This window comes from Candidatus Pantoea bituminis, from assembly GCF_018842675.1.
Lineage (GTDB): Bacteria > Pseudomonadota > Gammaproteobacteria > Enterobacterales > Enterobacteriaceae > Pantoea > Pantoea phytostimulans.
The window spans coordinates 3,056,988-3,073,259 of the sequence record NZ_JAGTWO010000004.1 but is presented as its reverse complement, the minus strand read 5'-3'; the positions used below and the strand labels follow the sequence as shown (position 1 = coordinate 3,073,259).

At 54.7% G+C, this 16,272-nt stretch carries 14 protein-coding genes and 2 pseudogenes; 4 read left to right on the top strand and 12 right to left on the bottom strand.

Annotated elements, in window-relative coordinates:
• Positions 1-6: 6 nt before the first annotated feature.
• The 5 genes and pseudogenes from KQP84_RS25990 to KQP84_RS25495 form a co-directional block, all read right to left on the bottom strand.
• A pseudogene (locus KQP84_RS25990) lies at positions 7-1,598 on the bottom strand (ABC transporter substrate-binding protein).
• A 16-nt stretch (positions 1,599-1,614) separates the two neighbouring features.
• A complete protein-coding gene (locus KQP84_RS18340; RefSeq protein ID WP_215847606.1) occupies positions 1,615-3,042 on the bottom strand; it encodes a M20 family metallopeptidase in 1,428 nt (475 codons plus the stop codon).
• A gap of 134 nt (positions 3,043-3,176) precedes the next feature.
• Positions 3,177-3,452 (bottom strand): LysR substrate-binding domain-containing protein, encoded by a 276-nt coding sequence (locus KQP84_RS25505; RefSeq protein ID WP_252515305.1) that lies wholly within the window; start codon positions 3,450-3,452, stop codon positions 3,177-3,179.
• Complete coding sequence (locus KQP84_RS25500) at positions 3,446-3,748, bottom strand: LysR family protein (RefSeq protein WP_252515304.1); 303 nt, start codon at positions 3,746-3,748, stop codon at positions 3,446-3,448. Before KQP84_RS25500 ends, KQP84_RS25505 begins: the two co-directional genes overlap by 7 nt.
• Positions 3,745-4,089: a LysR family transcriptional regulator gene (locus KQP84_RS25495; RefSeq protein WP_252515303.1), complete on the bottom strand. Its 345-nt coding sequence runs from the start codon at positions 4,087-4,089 to the stop codon at positions 3,745-3,747. The genes KQP84_RS25500 and KQP84_RS25495 overlap by 4 nt, the downstream gene beginning before the upstream one ends.
• A 217-nt stretch (positions 4,090-4,306) precedes the next feature.
• On the opposite strand from KQP84_RS25495, the gene yacL reads away from it, so the two are divergent.
• A complete protein-coding gene (yacL, locus tag KQP84_RS18330; RefSeq protein ID WP_215847605.1) occupies positions 4,307-4,681 on the top strand; it encodes a protein YacL in 375 nt (124 codons plus the stop codon).
• Positions 4,682-4,712: 31 nt separating this feature from the next.
• Here yacL and KQP84_RS18325 read toward each other — a convergent pair whose 3' ends face one another.
• The 7 genes and pseudogenes from KQP84_RS18325 to KQP84_RS18295 all read right to left on the bottom strand — a co-directional run bounded on the left by KQP84_RS18325 (position 4,713) and on the right by KQP84_RS18295 (position 13,006).
• Positions 4,713-6,059, bottom strand: coding sequence for an Nramp family divalent metal transporter (locus KQP84_RS18325; protein ID WP_215847604.1), 1,347 nt, complete (start codon positions 6,057-6,059; stop codon positions 4,713-4,715).
• Between the two features lie 81 nt (positions 6,060-6,140).
• Positions 6,141-7,184 (bottom strand): cyclase family protein, encoded by a 1,044-nt coding sequence (locus tag KQP84_RS18320; protein WP_215847603.1) that lies wholly within the window; start codon positions 7,182-7,184, stop codon positions 6,141-6,143.
• The gene (locus KQP84_RS18315; protein ID WP_215848337.1) at positions 7,181-8,518 is read right to left on the bottom strand and encodes an MFS transporter; all 1,338 of its coding nucleotides are present in this window, start codon (positions 8,516-8,518) and stop codon (positions 7,181-7,183) included. Before KQP84_RS18315 ends, KQP84_RS18320 begins: the two co-directional genes overlap by 4 nt.
• Positions 8,519-8,601: 83 nt before the next feature.
• Positions 8,602-9,910, bottom strand: a pseudogene (locus KQP84_RS18310) (MFS transporter).
• Positions 9,911-9,952: 42 nt separating this feature from the next.
• Positions 9,953-10,906 (bottom strand): phosphoglycerate dehydrogenase, encoded by a 954-nt coding sequence (locus KQP84_RS18305; RefSeq protein WP_215847602.1) that lies wholly within the window; start codon positions 10,904-10,906, stop codon positions 9,953-9,955.
• 73 nt (positions 10,907-10,979) lie between these two features.
• A complete protein-coding gene (locus tag KQP84_RS18300) occupies positions 10,980-11,846 on the bottom strand; it encodes a dihydrodipicolinate synthase family protein (protein ID WP_215847601.1) in 867 nt (288 codons plus the stop codon).
• Between the two features lie 11 nt (positions 11,847-11,857).
• Positions 11,858-13,006 carry an iron-containing alcohol dehydrogenase gene (locus KQP84_RS18295; protein ID WP_215847600.1) on the bottom strand — a complete coding sequence of 383 codons (1,149 nt, stop codon included), beginning with the start codon at positions 13,004-13,006 and terminating at the stop codon, positions 11,858-11,860.
• A 189-nt stretch (positions 13,007-13,195) separates the two neighbouring features.
• On the opposite strand from KQP84_RS18295, the gene dtnK reads away from it, so the two are divergent.
• From dtnK to KQP84_RS18280, 3 genes are read left to right on the top strand one after another with little or no spacing between them, the layout of a single operon-like run.
• Entirely contained in the window at positions 13,196-14,449 is a 1,254-nt protein-coding gene (dtnK, locus tag KQP84_RS18290) for a D-threonate kinase (protein ID WP_215847599.1), read from the top strand.
• Positions 14,442-15,422 carry a D-threonate 4-phosphate dehydrogenase gene (locus KQP84_RS18285; protein WP_215847598.1) on the top strand — a complete coding sequence of 327 codons (981 nt, stop codon included), beginning with the start codon at positions 14,442-14,444 and terminating at the stop codon, positions 15,420-15,422. Before dtnK ends, KQP84_RS18285 begins: the two co-directional genes overlap by 8 nt.
• 6 nt (positions 15,423-15,428) lie before the next feature.
• A complete protein-coding gene (locus KQP84_RS18280) occupies positions 15,429-16,190 on the top strand; it encodes a DeoR/GlpR family DNA-binding transcription regulator (protein ID WP_215847597.1) in 762 nt (253 codons plus the stop codon).
• Positions 16,191-16,272: the final 82 nt, after the last annotated feature.

Sequence of the window (16,272 nt, the reverse complement as noted above, 5' to 3'; positions counted from 1 at the left end):
CCTCCGTTACTTGCTTGCGTCACCGTACCAGACGCGGAAACCGTTCCAGGTCCAGTTCTTCACCACCGGACTGATCCCGGCGCTGTTGTACATCTGGAACATGATCGCCATCGGGCCTTTCTCCATCTGCTCACGTTGCAGATCGGCATACATCGCGCTGCGCTTGATGTCATCCGGTTCCAGCAAGGCGGCATTGACCTTTTGGTTCATCGTCGGGTCGTAGTAGGCAGCACGCCAGCTAGGATATTGCGTCGCGCGGGCTTCTTTGCGGTTGTCAGGATTGAACACTAAGCGCGAGGCGTTGCCGTAGGCATCGGGCACCGACGTTTGCCATGCCATCATCGCACTCTGGAATTCGCGGCCCCGCGCCCGGCTAAACAGTTGGGCGTTCGCCATGCGTTCAAGGGTTAACTTGACGCCGATCCTCGCGGCATTCTGCTGCACACTTTGCGCAATTGGCGCGGAGTGCGGCAGAGTGCCGAAGATCACCGACGCGCTGAAACCATTGGGATAACCGGCTTCGGTTAGCAGTTGTTTGGCTTTGTCGAGATCGAGTTTAAACGGTTGGCCCGCCTGTTCATCCAGCGCACCAAAGGCGCCAAGCTGCACGAAGCTGGCGTGAGGGACGCCAAGGTAGGGCATGACGCTTTTCGCCAGGCCGTCGTAATCGATCAGATAACGCATCGCCAGACGCACTTTTTCATTCTTGAAAATGGGATCTTCATTGTTGAAGGTCCAGAAAAAAGCTGCGGTTTAAGGGCTTTTTCCACTTTGACCTGACCGCCTTCATCCAGCGTTTTAAGATCGTCAGCGGAGAGATCGCGAGCAATATCCACATCGCCTTTGGTTAATAACAGCCGCTGCGTGCCGGTTTCTGCAACGTGACGAATCAACACGCGTTTTAGTGCCGGCGCTTTGCCCCAATAATGGGGTGAAGCCTGAAGCACCACGCCTTCGCCCGCATTCCAGCGCATCATCTGATACGGCCCAACACAGGCGGTATGCGTAGAGAGATATTTATGCCCGAGATCGCCGTCCACCGCTTGCTGTTCGACCCATTTGCGATTGAGCAGCGAAGAGACGTTGTTGGCGGCAATCGCCTGAAGGAGAAGATTGGTGGGATAGGCTTTATCGAAGGCCATCACCAGCGTGTTGTCGTCAGGCGCGGTAATCAGGCTATCAACGTTTTCTTTGGTGAAACCGTACTCTTTAATCGCTGCGGCGTTGCCGTATCCGAGTTTCACCACGCGCTGCATTGACCAGGCCAGATCGCCTGCGGTGGCGGACGATCCATCGGCGAATTTCAGATTGTCCTGCAAGTGAAAGGTAATCGTTTTGCGATCGGCTGAAACATCCCAGGTTTTCGCCAGGTTTGGCACCAGCTCTTTTTCATCGCTCAGCTTAAAATCCACTAACGTGTCGCAGGTATTCGCGTAGATTTCACTGGTCACCACTTCGCCAATTTGGGCCGGATCCCAGGTGCTAATGGCGTCAATGTTCCACGCCATCACCAGTGAATCGGGCGGGGTAGCAGCCTGAAGCGGCGCGCAGCAGGCCCCAGCCAACGCTAACGCGGCGGTAATCTGTGTTGCTTTCATTATTCTCTCCAGAGGATTACAGGTTATCCGGGCGTGGCTGAATCGGTGGCTTAACGTCGGGTGGAATCGGGCAGTGATAAGGCTTTTCACTGATCTGTTCGAAATGGGCTTTTTTCACCTGAGCTAACAGCACTTTGTCTGTCAGCACATCAACAGCGGTCGCTGCCATGACTTTGGCAACATGCGTCAGGCCTTTGTGTGCGGCGGGCATTTTGCCTTGCGCAGTCAGTTGCCATGAATGGCCCGGCGTGCCAATGGCCATGGTCGGCACATGCGCCTGCACGGTCGGAATCACCCAACTGACGTCACCAACGTCGGTCGAGCCAATCATCACTTCACCCTGTGTATCGAGAGGAATGATGTAATCGCTGAGCGGCTTAGGATTAGCCGGTTTCACGCCGGTTTTGCGGTAGCAGCTGTCGATCTCTTCGGGCGACAAGGTCGCTTGAATGTCAGCCGCGAAAGCGAGGTCGGCTTGGTCGAAAGCCACCGGCCCAAGCGCCTCAAGGTTGCGCTGCATCGCTTCTTCCAATGGACGGTTGCCCAACAGGTTGGACACCGCGCTCATGATGCTGATCTCCACTTTAGTGTCAGTCATCATCGCTGCACCTTGCGCCACGCGTTTGACGCGTTCGTTAAGATCAAACATGGCGTGAACATCGCGTGAGCGAATGGCATAGCGCACCGCAGCTTTCGCCTGCACCACGTTGGGTGCGATACCACCAGAATCGAGCATGGCGTAGTGAATACGCGAATCCTGTGGCACGTGTTCACGCAGATACTGCACGCCAACGTTCATCAGTTCGACACCATCTAACGCGCTGCGGCCCAAATGCGGCGAGGCGGCGGCGTGAGAAGAACGGCCAGTGAAGAAAAAGTCCATGCGGGTATTCGCCAGTGACAGCGGTTTTGCCACTTCATGATGAGCGCCAGGGTGCCAGGTAATCGCTACATCAACGCCGTCAAATGCGCCAGCGCGCGCCATAAAGGATTTAGCTGCACCGCCTTCTTCCGCGGGACATCCGTAGTAGCGTACGCGACCAGGGAGGCCGGTTTCTTCCAACCAGGCTTTCATCGCAGTGGCGGCCAGCATGGCGGCTGAACCCAATAAGTTGTGACCGCAGCCATGGCCGTTGCCGTTGCCTGGCAAGGGTGAATAGGACGCTACGCCTGCCGCCTGACTCAATCCGGGCAACGCATCATATTCACCCAAGAAAGCGATGATCGGCCCGCCATCGCCCGCTTCACCCATCACGGCAGTGGGAATATCCGCAACGTTTTCAGTCACACGGAATCCTTGCTGTTTTAGCATCGCGGTATGCTCAGCGACCGAGCGGTATTCGGTATAACAAATCTCTGGCATACCCCAGACCCGATCGCTGAGTGCACAAAAAGTTGCTTGGTGTTCTTCAACCCACTTCCAGACTAACGCTTTGTTTTCCATTGCAATCCCCAGATTGGTTGACCCGCACAGCGGCAGACGCTTTCACGTCTCTGTGTCGTCAGCATGGGCGAACAGGTTGGCAAAAGGCCAATGAGCAATTCACACAACCCATTCCAAAATTGCATAGTTTTCATTCACGCCGCAGTAGCAGGTTGAAGTTGCTGTACCCGATCCCACAGCAATTCCGCCTGCGGGTTCTGTAACACCGGTTGTCGATAGAGGCGGATCGCCAGCGACATATCCCAGCGGCTGTCGTCTGCGCGTACCAGCATGCCGCTGGCCAGTTCCTGATGAATCAGGCTGAGCGGCAGCCAGGCGACGCCGCCACCTGCCAGCACCATCGCTTTCAAATTCACCGACATACCGTTTTCGTATACCGCTTCCAATGGCAAAGGACGTTCACTCAGCATTTGTGCCAGCGCATGGGCAAAAAGGAGTGTTGTCCGTAGCTGATCCACGGAATCGGTCCGCCATGCGGATCAACCGGATAGAGCGGCTTGCCGCTGCTGTCGGGACGACAAACAGCAATGGCGCGCTCACGTCCCAGTTGCACCATCGGATAAGGCGCGAGCTGATGGATCAGCGACACGGCATCATGGGCATAAGTCAGGAGAAAATCGGTTTCACCGCTGTGAAGCGTGGCGATATGCTCAATAAAGCTCGGTTTCGAATTGCACATACGAATGTAGCCCAGCTGTTGTTTCAAATTGAGCCGCTGAATCCAGTCAGGAAAAAGGTCAGCGAAAGGGTATTCAGCATGGCAAAACGCAGCACCGCAGTACGTGAACGAAAGCGTTGATGTAAATCGTTACGCAGATGCGTCATGGAGAATACCGTTTCCCTGGCGGTAGCAAGAAAGATTTGCCCCTCTGGGGTTAAGGTCACCGGATAGGTTTTGCGATTAAACAGCGGCACGCCAAGCCACTCTTCTAATTGCCGTATCCGACGACTCAGGGCGGATTGAGTAATGTGACGCTCATCGGCAGCGCGGGTAAAACTGTTACTACGGGCAACGCTGAGAAAATCTTCAAACCATTTCAATTCCATAGCAGGGACCTCTTTGGATGAATGGGAAAGCAACGTCTGCGGGATTACACACTTTGTTACACGCAAGAAACGCGCCAGACTTTCATCAAGGGAAAAACGCTGCAAAGGGCGCTGTGGCCTGCAATAATGCGCCATCTGTCACAATGTAGAGGGCAGGCTGCGCACAAAATGCACTCAGGGAGTGCAAGGTGAGCCGCGAGAGCAAGAGGATAACGCAATGGAATATGAGTTTTTACGAGATGTAACGGGCCAGATTAAAGTGCGCATGTCGATGGATCATGAAGCAGTTGGCCATTGGTTTAATGAAGAAGTGAAAAATGATCTCGGATTGCTGGATGAAGTGGAAGCGGCCATCGAAGAGGTAAAAGGCAGCGTGCGACAATGGCAGCGCGTCGGCAGCGAATACACCATTTTGCTGGATGAAGAAGAGGTGATGATCCGCGCTAATCTGCTGGCACTGGAAGATGACGGCATGGAAGAAGGCATGAACTATTACGATGAAGAGAGCCTGTCATTCTGTGGTGTAGAGGATTTTTTGTTGGTGATCGCAGCTTATCGCCAATTCCTTCAGCAATATGGCCATAAAGGTTGAGCCGCATTCGCCGCTCAACCTGCGTTCCGGCTTAAAGAATATGCGTTATTTGACGAAAGAAATTGCGTACAATTTCAAACGTCGACCAGATTCCAATCAGTGAAATCACCCCCAACAACGCCTGTTCCCACAGGCGATTTGCCTGACCTTCCATCATGAAACGCTTGCGGCTGGTCATGATAAACAGCCCAACCAGCAGCGGCGGCAAGACCAAAGAGGTCGCGACGCTGGTGCCGAGGATATTCAGCATCACTAAATCTGGCGCACCGGGAAAGGTGACAAGAATCGGCAGAATGATATAGACCGCAATCTGCACCCGCTTAAACCACGGATTATCATCTGGTGTTGCGTAACGTTGATTCAGGTTTCCCGTGTGATGCACACAGCTGAAAATCAATGAACAGAAGCCGCGAGACTGCGAAGGAAAACTGGTAAAGCTGGCGAGAAAAATACAGGTCCACAGCAAGTAAGGCCCGGCTGGGCCGACGACGCTGGACATCATGGCAGAAAGATCATTTTCATCGGCGATGGTGCTGCCCGAACCGTGCACCACTTCGGCGGCCACACTCCAGAACAGCACGTTAATCACCAGCATCGGTAACATGCCAAACAGCAAGTCAAGCTGTTGTAGCTTGCGGTATTTCGGCCCAACCCAACCTTTGTCACGCATGAAACCGGGATAGAGCAGGTTGCTGGTGGAGCCGCCAATAGCGCCAATGGTCGAGACAGCAATGAACACGGCAAAAAAAGGCCCGGCGTTTTCCGGCAGGCCGAAAGTCAGGCCGCGCAGAAAGCCGCTAACATCAAAATGACCGACCTTGATCATCGCATACAAAAACGAGCCAATCATAATCACCGACGCAATTCGCGCCAGCGTTTCGAGGTGACGATATTGATTGCGTGTCAGCATCATCAGCAGCGTCATGCTCACAATCACCACGCTCCAGAGAAACACGCCCCAGGTTTCGCCGCCGAAATGATTAAAAAGCTGATAAAGACCCACCGCACCGGCACGTAAAAAACTCATCTGCACCACGAACGCCACAATGGCGATCAGGATGCCAAAAAACAGTGGAAAGCCGCGCCAGACGCGTTTGTAGCCTTGAATAATGTCGTTATCACCAAAGCGGTTCATCAAGGTGTATTTGGCGATGTAGGAGATCATAAAACCACGCGCGAGCAGGGCGATGATCAGCGTCCAGAGCAGGTCATAACCATAATTGGCGCCCGCGACGGTGGAAGCCACCAGATCACCGGTGCCGAGAAAGGTCATCGCCAGCACTAAGCCAGGACCAAAACTGCGCAGATACCCACGAAAGGTGGTCGGCAAGTGATGATCGGCGACCGGGATGCTGATTTCTTGTTGCGATGTACTCATGGTGAAGCCTCACAATGAGGGTGACTGCAATGGCATTTTTGCTCTTTTTGCGCGTCACCGTAGGGTTTAGGGAGAGTAAATTTACACCGTCGCCACCGGCGTGGCAGGTGAACCCACCGCACCAGGCAGGCGCAGCGGCGGTGCAGTGAGCAGAAACGCGGTTCGTTGCTGTAGGGCCAGCCAGTCAGCCAGCGGACTCATCAGCCACAGTTCACCGAGATAAACCCCAAGCCGAAACAGGCAGAGATCGTGCAGCGGATGTGACGGATAAAAATCATTGTTAAGAGGTTTAGCGGGCAGAATTTCCACCGCAGGATTGTCAGCCAGCAGCGCAACCACGCCGCTGTCATGTACCCATTGACGCAGCGCCGGATCGCTACCATCCAGCCCGGCAAAATGGCTGTTGAGATAAGCCATATCGGGTTCACCGTTCATTTCAATAATCGCTTCATCCATGCCGGTACGGAAGCACACAAGATCGCCGGGCCGAACGTCGATATTATCGGCCTCGATGATCTGCATCAGATGCTGATAACCAAAGGCGAAACGCCTAATACCGAAATGGCGTTTGATATCGATCATCACCGCACGACCCTGAATACCGTGCTGCGCCATATTCTCAATACCCAATGCTTTTGCACCGAGATGCGTACCGCTATCACAACCACAGCCGCCGCGATAATCGGTTTCACCGACAATATCCACTCCCGCTTTATAGCCGTTGTAGAACACCATTTCGGCATCGCCGTTATCGTTCACATCGAACCATTGCCCCATGTGCGCCAGACTGTCCCATTGCGTTGAGTACTGCAGCGCCAGCGTCACGCTGTCGTCACAGATGACATCGCTCAGGCGTGCATCATCCCGCGACAGTGGATAGGTCATATTGGCGTTTTCACCACGCCGCGTGGCGTTAAGCTGCGGCGGTGGGCGACGTGGATTCATCGCCGTGCCGCCAGGCAGATCCAGCGGCAGGCTCAGGCAAAACGTTTGGCCTTCACGCACTTCGGCAATCCCTTCAAGTACCTTGGCGGCGGTCAGCAAATTCAGACGACCCAACTGATCGTCGGGACCAAAATCGCCCCAGGTTGACAGTGCAGGCCGTTTCTTCCAGCGGGTATTCATACTTCACTCCTTGCAGATGCATCCAGTGGCTGGGCGTTGTTCAGCGTCATCGGCGTTACGCGCGGCAGCCAGAAACCGTAAATCAGCGCGCCAATAATGCCCACCACGCCTGCGATTTCTAATGGGATAACGAATGAATGGGTGTACTGCATAATCACGCCAATCATGATCGGCGAGATGATGCCCGCCAGGTTGGCAGCCATGTTTTGGATACCGCCGATGGTGGCGACGTTGGCGCGGTTTGGCGCAACGTCAGACGGCAGCGCCCACAGCGCGGCGGAAGCAAAGGTTGCCGAGAAGTTGGCAAAACACAATGCCGCCAGCGCCAGGCCCACCGTCGGCGAAAAGGCGGCTAAGCCAATGGTCGCGCTGCCGAGCATGCCACCCACCAACGGAATTTTTCGCGCGACGCTCAGTGAGTAACCGCGACGCACCAGGCTGTCGGAAAGCAAGCCACCGCACCAGCCGCCGATAATCGCCGCCACGCCGGGCAACATGCCGAGCAAGCCGAACTTCATCAACGAAAGATGGAAGGTTTCCACCAGATAGGTAGGGAACCAGGTGAAGAAGAAATAAGAGACGAAGTTGATGCAGAAGAAGCCCGCCATCATTGCCTGCACCGTGCGCTGGGTCAGTAGCTGGCGAATGCTCATCGGAGCGCCGGTTTCCGCATCCTGATTCGCTTCAATGAAGGCCACTTCTTCGGCGGTGGCGGAAGGGTGATCGCGCGGTTCGCGATACCACAGATACCAACCCAGTGCCCAACCTACCGCCACCACGCCAGAAATCACAAAGGTGGCGCGCCAGCCAACCCATGCAATCAGCAGCGAGATAATTGGAATCGCCAGCGTGCCGCCGATTTTGCTGCCGTTATTAAAGGTCGCGGCGGCAAAGCTGCGTTCCTGACGCGGGAACCAGCGTGTCACCGTTGACGAACTGGCGGGATAACTCGGTGCTTCTACCGCGCCCAGTACAAACCGAAAGCCAACCAACGCGGCTATGCTGCTGGCTAAGCCGCAGGCCGCGGTGGCTAATCCCCAGCCGAGGCTACTTAACGCGAAGGTGATGCGCGGGCCAAGCCGATCAACCAGCCAACCGCCGGGCAGCTGGAACAGCACATAGCTCCAGAAGAAGGCGGACAGCAGCAAACCGCTGTCGGTGGGCGAGATGTGCAGCTCCTCGCTCATAAATGGCATGGCGACACTCATCGCCGCACGATCGATGTAGTTAATGGCGATACCCACTGACAGTACCGTCAGAATCACGTAACGAAACTTCCCTTTACTTTTACTTGCCGAAACGACTGCAGGTGATCCATTGGAATTCAGCGACATCATCGCCTCCAATTGTTTTTTATTGTGGTTACAGAGAGGGAATGCCGCATGCAGGACGCATGCGGCGTTATGTCAGAAGGTGATCACAGACTGTGGCTCACCGCCTGATGTTCGTGAGCCTGTTCTTCGTCAACGATTGGCTCGACTTTGCCCAGCAGGAACAGGTAGTTAAGAATACCAATCACCACCAGCACGGCGGAGAACACCAGCGCCCAGGTAAAGTGACCGGTAGCGCCGACAATCGCACCGGTAATGATCGGACCCACCGCGCCGCCCATATTGGAGACCGTATTTTGCAGACCGGCGACAATCGACACGCTGTTCTGCGGTGCAACATCGCCAGGCAATGCCCAGACCTGCGAAGCCGCCACGGTGGTGCCCGATTTAGCGATACACAGCAGCAGCACGGTCATAAAGACGGAATCGGTGAACGGCGCGAAACCAATGCACAGCGCCATTAACAGACCCACGGTGAGAAACAGTTTGCGCGTGGCGGTCAGCGACAAGATTTTCTTGTGGACGATGCGATCTGACATCCAACCGGCAATCACTTCGATCACCATGCCGCAAATCAGCGGCAGCGCAGCCACCATGCCCATTTTGAGGAAATCCATTCCCTTGTCTTGCACCAGATAAGTCGGCAGCCAGGTAATGAAGAAGTAGGAGGTATAGTTAATAGTGAAGAAGCCAATACACATTGCCCAGATGTTGCGGTAGCGCAGCAGTTTGTACCACTTCATGGGACGAACGCTTTTATCGCCATGTTTTTGTGTCTGGCCATCGCGGATCAAACTGATTTCGCTCTGGCTGATCTTCTTATGATCTTCCGGGTTCTCTGCATAGATAAAGTACCAGGCGATGACCCAAAACACGCCAATTGCGCCGATTACCAGGAAGGTGATACGCCAGTCAACCATGGCGATCATCCAGACGATCAGCGGCATGGCCACCGCGCCGCCAAATTTCGACGCACTGTCGAACAGGCCAGAAACGGTGGCACGTTCGCGGTCGGGGAACCAGCGCGCGGTAATACCCGCATTGCTCGGATAAGCAGCTGCTTCACCGATGCCCAGCGCCAGACGCATGGCCAGCAATGATTTAAAACCGGTGGCTAAACCCATCGCCATGGTCGCGATTGACCACCACGCCACGGCGATGCCCAGCCCTTTTTCTGGCCGTAGCGGTCAGCAAACCAGCCTGCCGGAATTTGCAGTAGCGCATAAGACCAGAAGAACGCGGCCATGATAAAGCCCATCATTTCTGGATTGATGTCCAGCTCAGTGATCAGGTGCGGTGCGGCAGCGAGAGTACAGTTCGATCAATGTAGTTAATGGCGATCGCCAGCCACATCAGGCCAGCGATCCACCAACGGATACGCGAGGTGTTGTTCATCGTTATAATCACCAAACTGTTCGGTAAGAGAAGCGGTCGGTCTTACGCCAACCCGTTCATCACGTTAACTGGGCGTTCGCCCTGTTTAAGGCACTGAATAATCTGCTGCACGCAACGTTCGCCAATAGCGCTGATTGCGCCGTCGGTATAACCGGCGATGTGCGAGGTAGGAATAAAATTCGGCAGCGTAAACAGCGGATGTTCAGCTAAGGGTTCGTGGTCGAATACGTCAGCGGCAGCGCCAGCAATCACGTTGTCCTGTAGCGCCTGGAACAGATCGTTTTCGTTGATCACGCCACCGCGTGAGACGTTGATCAGGAAGGCAGATTTCTTCATCCGTTTGATACGCGCGGCATTGAACAGGTTACGGGTTTCATCGGTCAGTGGCGTATGCAGCGTGATGAAATCGCCTTCTTCAGTCAGACGATCCATGCTGACGAACTCGATGCCGTGCTCGGCGGCAAATTTCTCATCGGGATAAAAATCAAACGCGATAACGCGCATGTTGAAGCCTTTGGCACGCAGCGCGACCTGCTTACCAATATTGCCCAGCCCGATAATGCCCAACGTTTTACCGTAGACGTCGGTGGCGAAAATACGTGGCCAGTTGCCGGCGCGGGTTTCCTCTGCGGCCTGCGTGATCTGACGCGCACTGTTAAGCATCAGCGCGAAAGCGAAGTCAGCCACCGCGTGCTTGTTGGCGTCAGGGACATTGGTGACATAAATTTCGCGCGCGCGCGTTGCATCCAGATCGATGTTATCGACGCCAACGCCATGTTTACATACCACTTTTAACTGGGGCGCTTTCGCCAGCAGCTCATCGTTGACATCAGTAAAGGCCACGATCATCGCGACGGTTTCAGCCAGATGCGGCTCCAGCGTCGACAATGGCGCATCGGCGGGCAGCGTAATCAGCTCAAAGCCATGCTGTTTCAGGGTGTCGATGGGCGCCGCATCATATTTAGCAAAGGAGGGCGAGGTGCAAATCACTTTCATAATTTTTCCCGGTGTCAGGTTTCAGGCAAGGGCAGCAAAGGCCACCCTGACGGCCATTACTGCAAATATTGATTCACGATTTGACGGATCTTCTGCTCTTCTTCGGCGCTGAAATGCACGGCATAGCGGCTTTCACCGACGTCATAGCCCAGCAGCGTGACGGCTTTTTCACCGCCGCTGGCGAGAAGCCGACGCTGTATAAATCCGTACGCAGGCCCGTCACATTCTCTTGTGCCAGACGTGAGGCGGCGACATCGCCAGCGTTGAAGTGTGCCCAAATAGCGTTGATCTCTTGCGGCGCGACGTTGGCGAGGCCAGAAATGCAGGCTGAGCAGCCATCGACAAATCCTTGATGAATCAATGAATCTGGACCGTTCAGCACGTCGAAGTTATCAATGCCTTCAGCGGCTTTCAGGAAACCACTCAGGCTTTCATAGCTGCCCGCAGAATCTTTGATACCGATAATGTTGGGATGTGAGGCCAGCTTGCGCACGGTTTCGGGCTGCAAGGTATTACCGGTACGCGCCGGAATGTTGTAAAGGAATAGCGGGACGTCGAGCGCGTCGGCCACGGTTTGGTAGTGATAAATCAACTCTTCCTGCTTCAACGGCACGAAATAAGGCGTGATCACGGATACGGCGTCCACGCCCAGTTTGGCGATCTGCTTGCCAAGGCGAATGGTTTCACGGGTCGATATTTCACCGATGTGCGCCACCACTGGCGCGCTGCCGTTGACTTCATCCACGCAGGTTTCGGTAACCGCTATTTTTTCCTGCTCGTTCAGCACGAAGAATTCGCCGTTGGTGCCGCCGCAGAAGATACCGTTACCTGCATTCAGTTGGCGTTTTACCTGCTCGCGCTGGGTGGTGGGATTGAAAGCGCCATCACGATCAAAGGCGGTGATGATGGCGGTTAATACGCCGACTATTTTCTGGCTCATGAGAATCCTCGTTATGCCTGGTGTGAAGGAAACAGCGTCAAATACACGTCACGCACATCGTTGGCGCTGACCGCCGTTGGCACGTTTTTCATCAGACGTTGCACATCTAATGCCGCTTCCACTAAATAGGGCAGGTGGTCCGGGCTGATACCCAGCTCTTCCAGACTGGCTGGCAGTTTCAGGCGCTTGACCAGCGCAGTGAAGTAATCCACCAACGCCAGAGATTTGGCTTCTTCACTCAGCGAGCTATCTGCTTCTGGCAGCAGATCGTATGCCTGAGCAAATTTGCTCACTGCGGCAGGACGAACGAAACGCATGCAAGGTGCCAGTAAAATGGCATTGGCAACGCCGTGCGGTAGGTGATATTTGCCGCCCAGCGGATAGGACATGGCGTGCACCAGATGCGTACCGGCGTGGGCAATGGCGGCGCCGCCATAATAGGAAGCCCACAACATTTCCAGTCGCGCCTGTAGATTGCCCGGTTGGTTAATGGTGGTTTCAAGATTGGCGAACAGCTTCTTCATGCCAATCAGCGCATAGTTATCACTCACCGGGTTCGACACGGTGGCAGTGAAACATTCGATCAGGTGACACAGCGCATCAATGCCGGTTGAAGAGGCGATATGTGCAGGCATGCTGGTGGTGAGTTCAGGCACCAACGCCACGAAATCGGGCAGCATTACCGGCGAAATAATGCCGACTTTGGTCTCTTTTTCTGGGATGGCTAAAATCGCGTTGGGTGTGGCTTCAGAGCCGGTTCCTGCGGTGGTAGGAATTAACAGCGACGTGGTGCGATGCTGCGGTTTCTCGCCCGCTAACAACGCCTCCAGCGACGGCGCATTCTCTACGCACAACACGGAAAGCAGCTTAGCGACATCCAGTACGCTGCCACCGCCGACACCAATCACTAAATCAACGTCACGTGAGGGCAATGCGCTGAGGATAGCCGCGACATCATGCTGGCTTGGCTCTGGCGGTACGTTGTTCACGATGCTGACGTGAGCAATCTGCTGTTTCAGTTGTGCAATCAGCGCCTGAACCGCAGGAATGCTTTCGATATTCTTGTCGGTAACCAGTAATGCTTTCGCCTTACCGTTAAGCAGATAGCGAATGTCATTCAGCGCCTGATAGCCGCTGATAACCGTGCTGTTGATATTCATTTCATACCCTTTTCACTGTGTATCTGAACTGAATGATTGTGTTTGCTCATATCAGTGCGAGTTCCGTCACTTACTGTGCCTCAATTTATAGGGCATATTGATTTCGATTAATTTGATCTTGCTCACATATAATCAATCATGATTGAATATAATCATCGTCAGCGGCAAGCAGCCGAAACAGGAGAAACAATGACCCAATCGTCATGGAAAACCCCGGTATTGGTGATCGCCGATGATTTTACCGGCGCGAACGATGCGGGCAGCGGACTGGCCCAGGCGGGAGCGCGTGTACATGTGCTGTTCAACAGCGAGATGCCGCATAACAGCGAGGCAGTAGATGTTTGGGTGATCAGCACTGACAGTCGGGCAATCAGCGCTGAGCTGGCGGCGGAGCGCATTACGCAGGTGGTAAAGCAGCACGCCCTACACGCCGGCTGGCTGGTTAAAAAAATTGACTCAACCTTGCGTGGCAATGTCGGCGCAGAAGTGAATGCCGCACTCAAAGCCAGCGGCAAACAGCTGGCGCTGGTGGTGCCGGCGGTGCCGCGTCTTGGACGCACCACGCGAAACGGCGCGGTTTATTTAGATGATGTGCTGCTCACCGATACCGAATTTGCCAGCGATCCTAAAACGCCAATCTCAAGTGCCAATGTGTTGCAACAATTGCAGTTGCCGGGCACACAGATCGATCTCGCCACATTACGAAGCGATCGTCTGGAGACCGTACTGAATAATCTGCGCGGTGTGGTGGTGGTGGATGCAGAACAGGACGCGGATATCGCCCGTCTGGTACGCGCTGCGGCGCGTTTAGCTGAAACGCCTTTATTAGTCGGCGCGGCGGGATTAAGCGATGCGCTGGGCGCGCACCTTTCTACCCGTGCAGCAAAGCCGGTGTTAGCGGTGGTGGGATCGATGAGCGCCAGCGCCCAGCAGCAAATCAGCAAGCTGGCGAGGCAGCGCAACATTGCTCTGATCGACATCAATATTAGTGAGCTGTTCTTGCAACCGGCGTGGCCTTCCGCGTCGGAATGGATCATGCAAAGCGTGGCGACGCTGCGTGCAGGTCAGCACACGGTGATTCGAACCTGCCAGCGAGCCAATCAGCGGCAAGAAATTGATCAACTTTGCCAGCAACACAACATGACACGTCAACAACTGGGCGAGGCGATTTGTGCGTTTCTCGGCGAGATGACGCGCACCGTGTGCCGTCAGCAATTGCCAAATGCGCTTTATCTTTCCGGCGGCGACGTGGCCATTGCCGTTGCCCGGGCGCTGGGTGCCAGCGGGTTTCAAATTCAGGGTCTGGTGGCGGGCTGCGTGCCGCACGGGGTTCTGCTTAACAGTGAATTTATCTTGCCGGTGATGACCAAAGCGGGTGGCTTTGGCGACGAAAACACCCTGGTAGAAGCCATACGTTTTATTGAGGAGAAGTCGAGTGAATAAAATTATTGCGGTGACGATGGGCGATCCTGCGGGCATTAGCCCGGAAATTATCATCAAAGCGCTGACTGAAGGCGATCTGAACGGCGCGCCAGCAGTGGTGGTGGGTTGTGCCAGTACTCTGCGCCGCATCATGGCGATGAATATCACCCCGCAAGCTGAATTGCGGGTGCTCGACAGCGTAAAGGATGCGCATTTTGCGCCAGGTATCATCAACATCCTTGATGAACCGTTGGCGAACCCGGAAGCGTTAAAACCTGGCGTGGTACAAAAAGAAGCGGGCGATCTGGCCTGGCGCTGCGTAAAGCGCGCGACGGAACTGGCGCTGGCCGGAGAAGTGCAGGCGATTGCCACCGCGCCGCTGAACAAGGAAGCGCTGCATTCGGCAGGCCATATCTATCCGGGACATACCGAACTGCTGGCGCACCTTACCAACACTAAAAATTACGCCATGGTGCTGTATACCGATAAGCTGAAGGTGATTCATGTCACCACGCATATTGCGCTGCGTAAGTTCCTCGATACGCTGAATCGTGAGCGCATTGAAACGGTGATTGGCATGGCGGATACCTTCTTGCGCCGCGTCGGTTTTGAGAAGCCGCGTATTGCCGTCGCGGGTGTTAATCCCCACGCGGGTGAAAATGGGTTATTTGGCGATGAAGAGATCACCACGGTTGCACCCTCAATCAAGGCGATGAAAGCGCAGGGCATTGACGTTTATGGGCCTTGTCCGCCAGACACGGTGTTCCTGCAATGTCAGGAAGGGCAGTACGATATTGTGGTGGCGATGTACCACGATCAGGGACATATCCCGCTGAAGCTGCTGGGCTTTTATGATGGCGTGAACATTACCGCAGGACTGCCTTTTATCCGCACTTCGGCAGACCACGGCACCGCGTTTGATATCGCCTGGACAGGTAAAGCGAAGTCTGAGAGCATGGCGATCTCGATCAAACTCGCGATGCAGCTTGCATAGGGAAATATGAAGGGACAAAGTCGTCTTGACCAGATTATGGATTATCTGAAAAGCCATAATCTGGTGACTGTAGAGCAGTTGGTGAGTGCGATTTCCGCCTCACCGGCCACCATTCGGCGTGATTTGATCAAGCTGGATAAAGAGGGCGTAATCAGCCGTAGCCACGGCGGTGTGACCTTAAACCGGTTTATTCCCAGCCAGCCCACCACGCTGGAGAAAATGCAGCGTAATTTAGCCGAAAAACAGGCGATTGCTGAACAAGCAGCCAGCTTTGTGCGGTCGGGTGATGCAGTGGTGCTGGATGCCGGCACTACTATGCTGGAACTGGCGAGGCAGCTCACGCACCTGCCGCTGCGCGTCATCACCGCAGATTTACATATCGCGCTGTTTCTTTCCGAATTCAAACAGATCGAAGTGACCATTATTGGTGGGCGCATTGATGATTCCAGCCAGTCGTGTATTGGTGAACATGGGCGCCGTCTGTTGCGCAGCATTAACCCCGATATCGCGTTTGTCAGCTGCAACTCATGGAGTCTGGAGCGCGGCATTACCACGCCGACCGAAGAGAAAGCGGGACTGAAGCACGATCTGTTAGCGAATGCCGCACGGCGTGTCTTGCTGGCTGATAGCAGTAAATACGGTTCCTGGTCGCTGTTTTGCGCTTCGCCGCTGGAAAATTTAACCGATGTGGTGACCGACAACCGGCTGGAAGAGGACGTGAGGCGGGAGTTACGTGAACGCGGCATTGGCTTACAGTTGACGAAATAGATCGGGGTCGTTTGTCCCCTCCCAGCCTTCCCCATGAATGGGGAGAAGCGAGGTGGGGGACTGCGAGAACCAACTCCAGCTT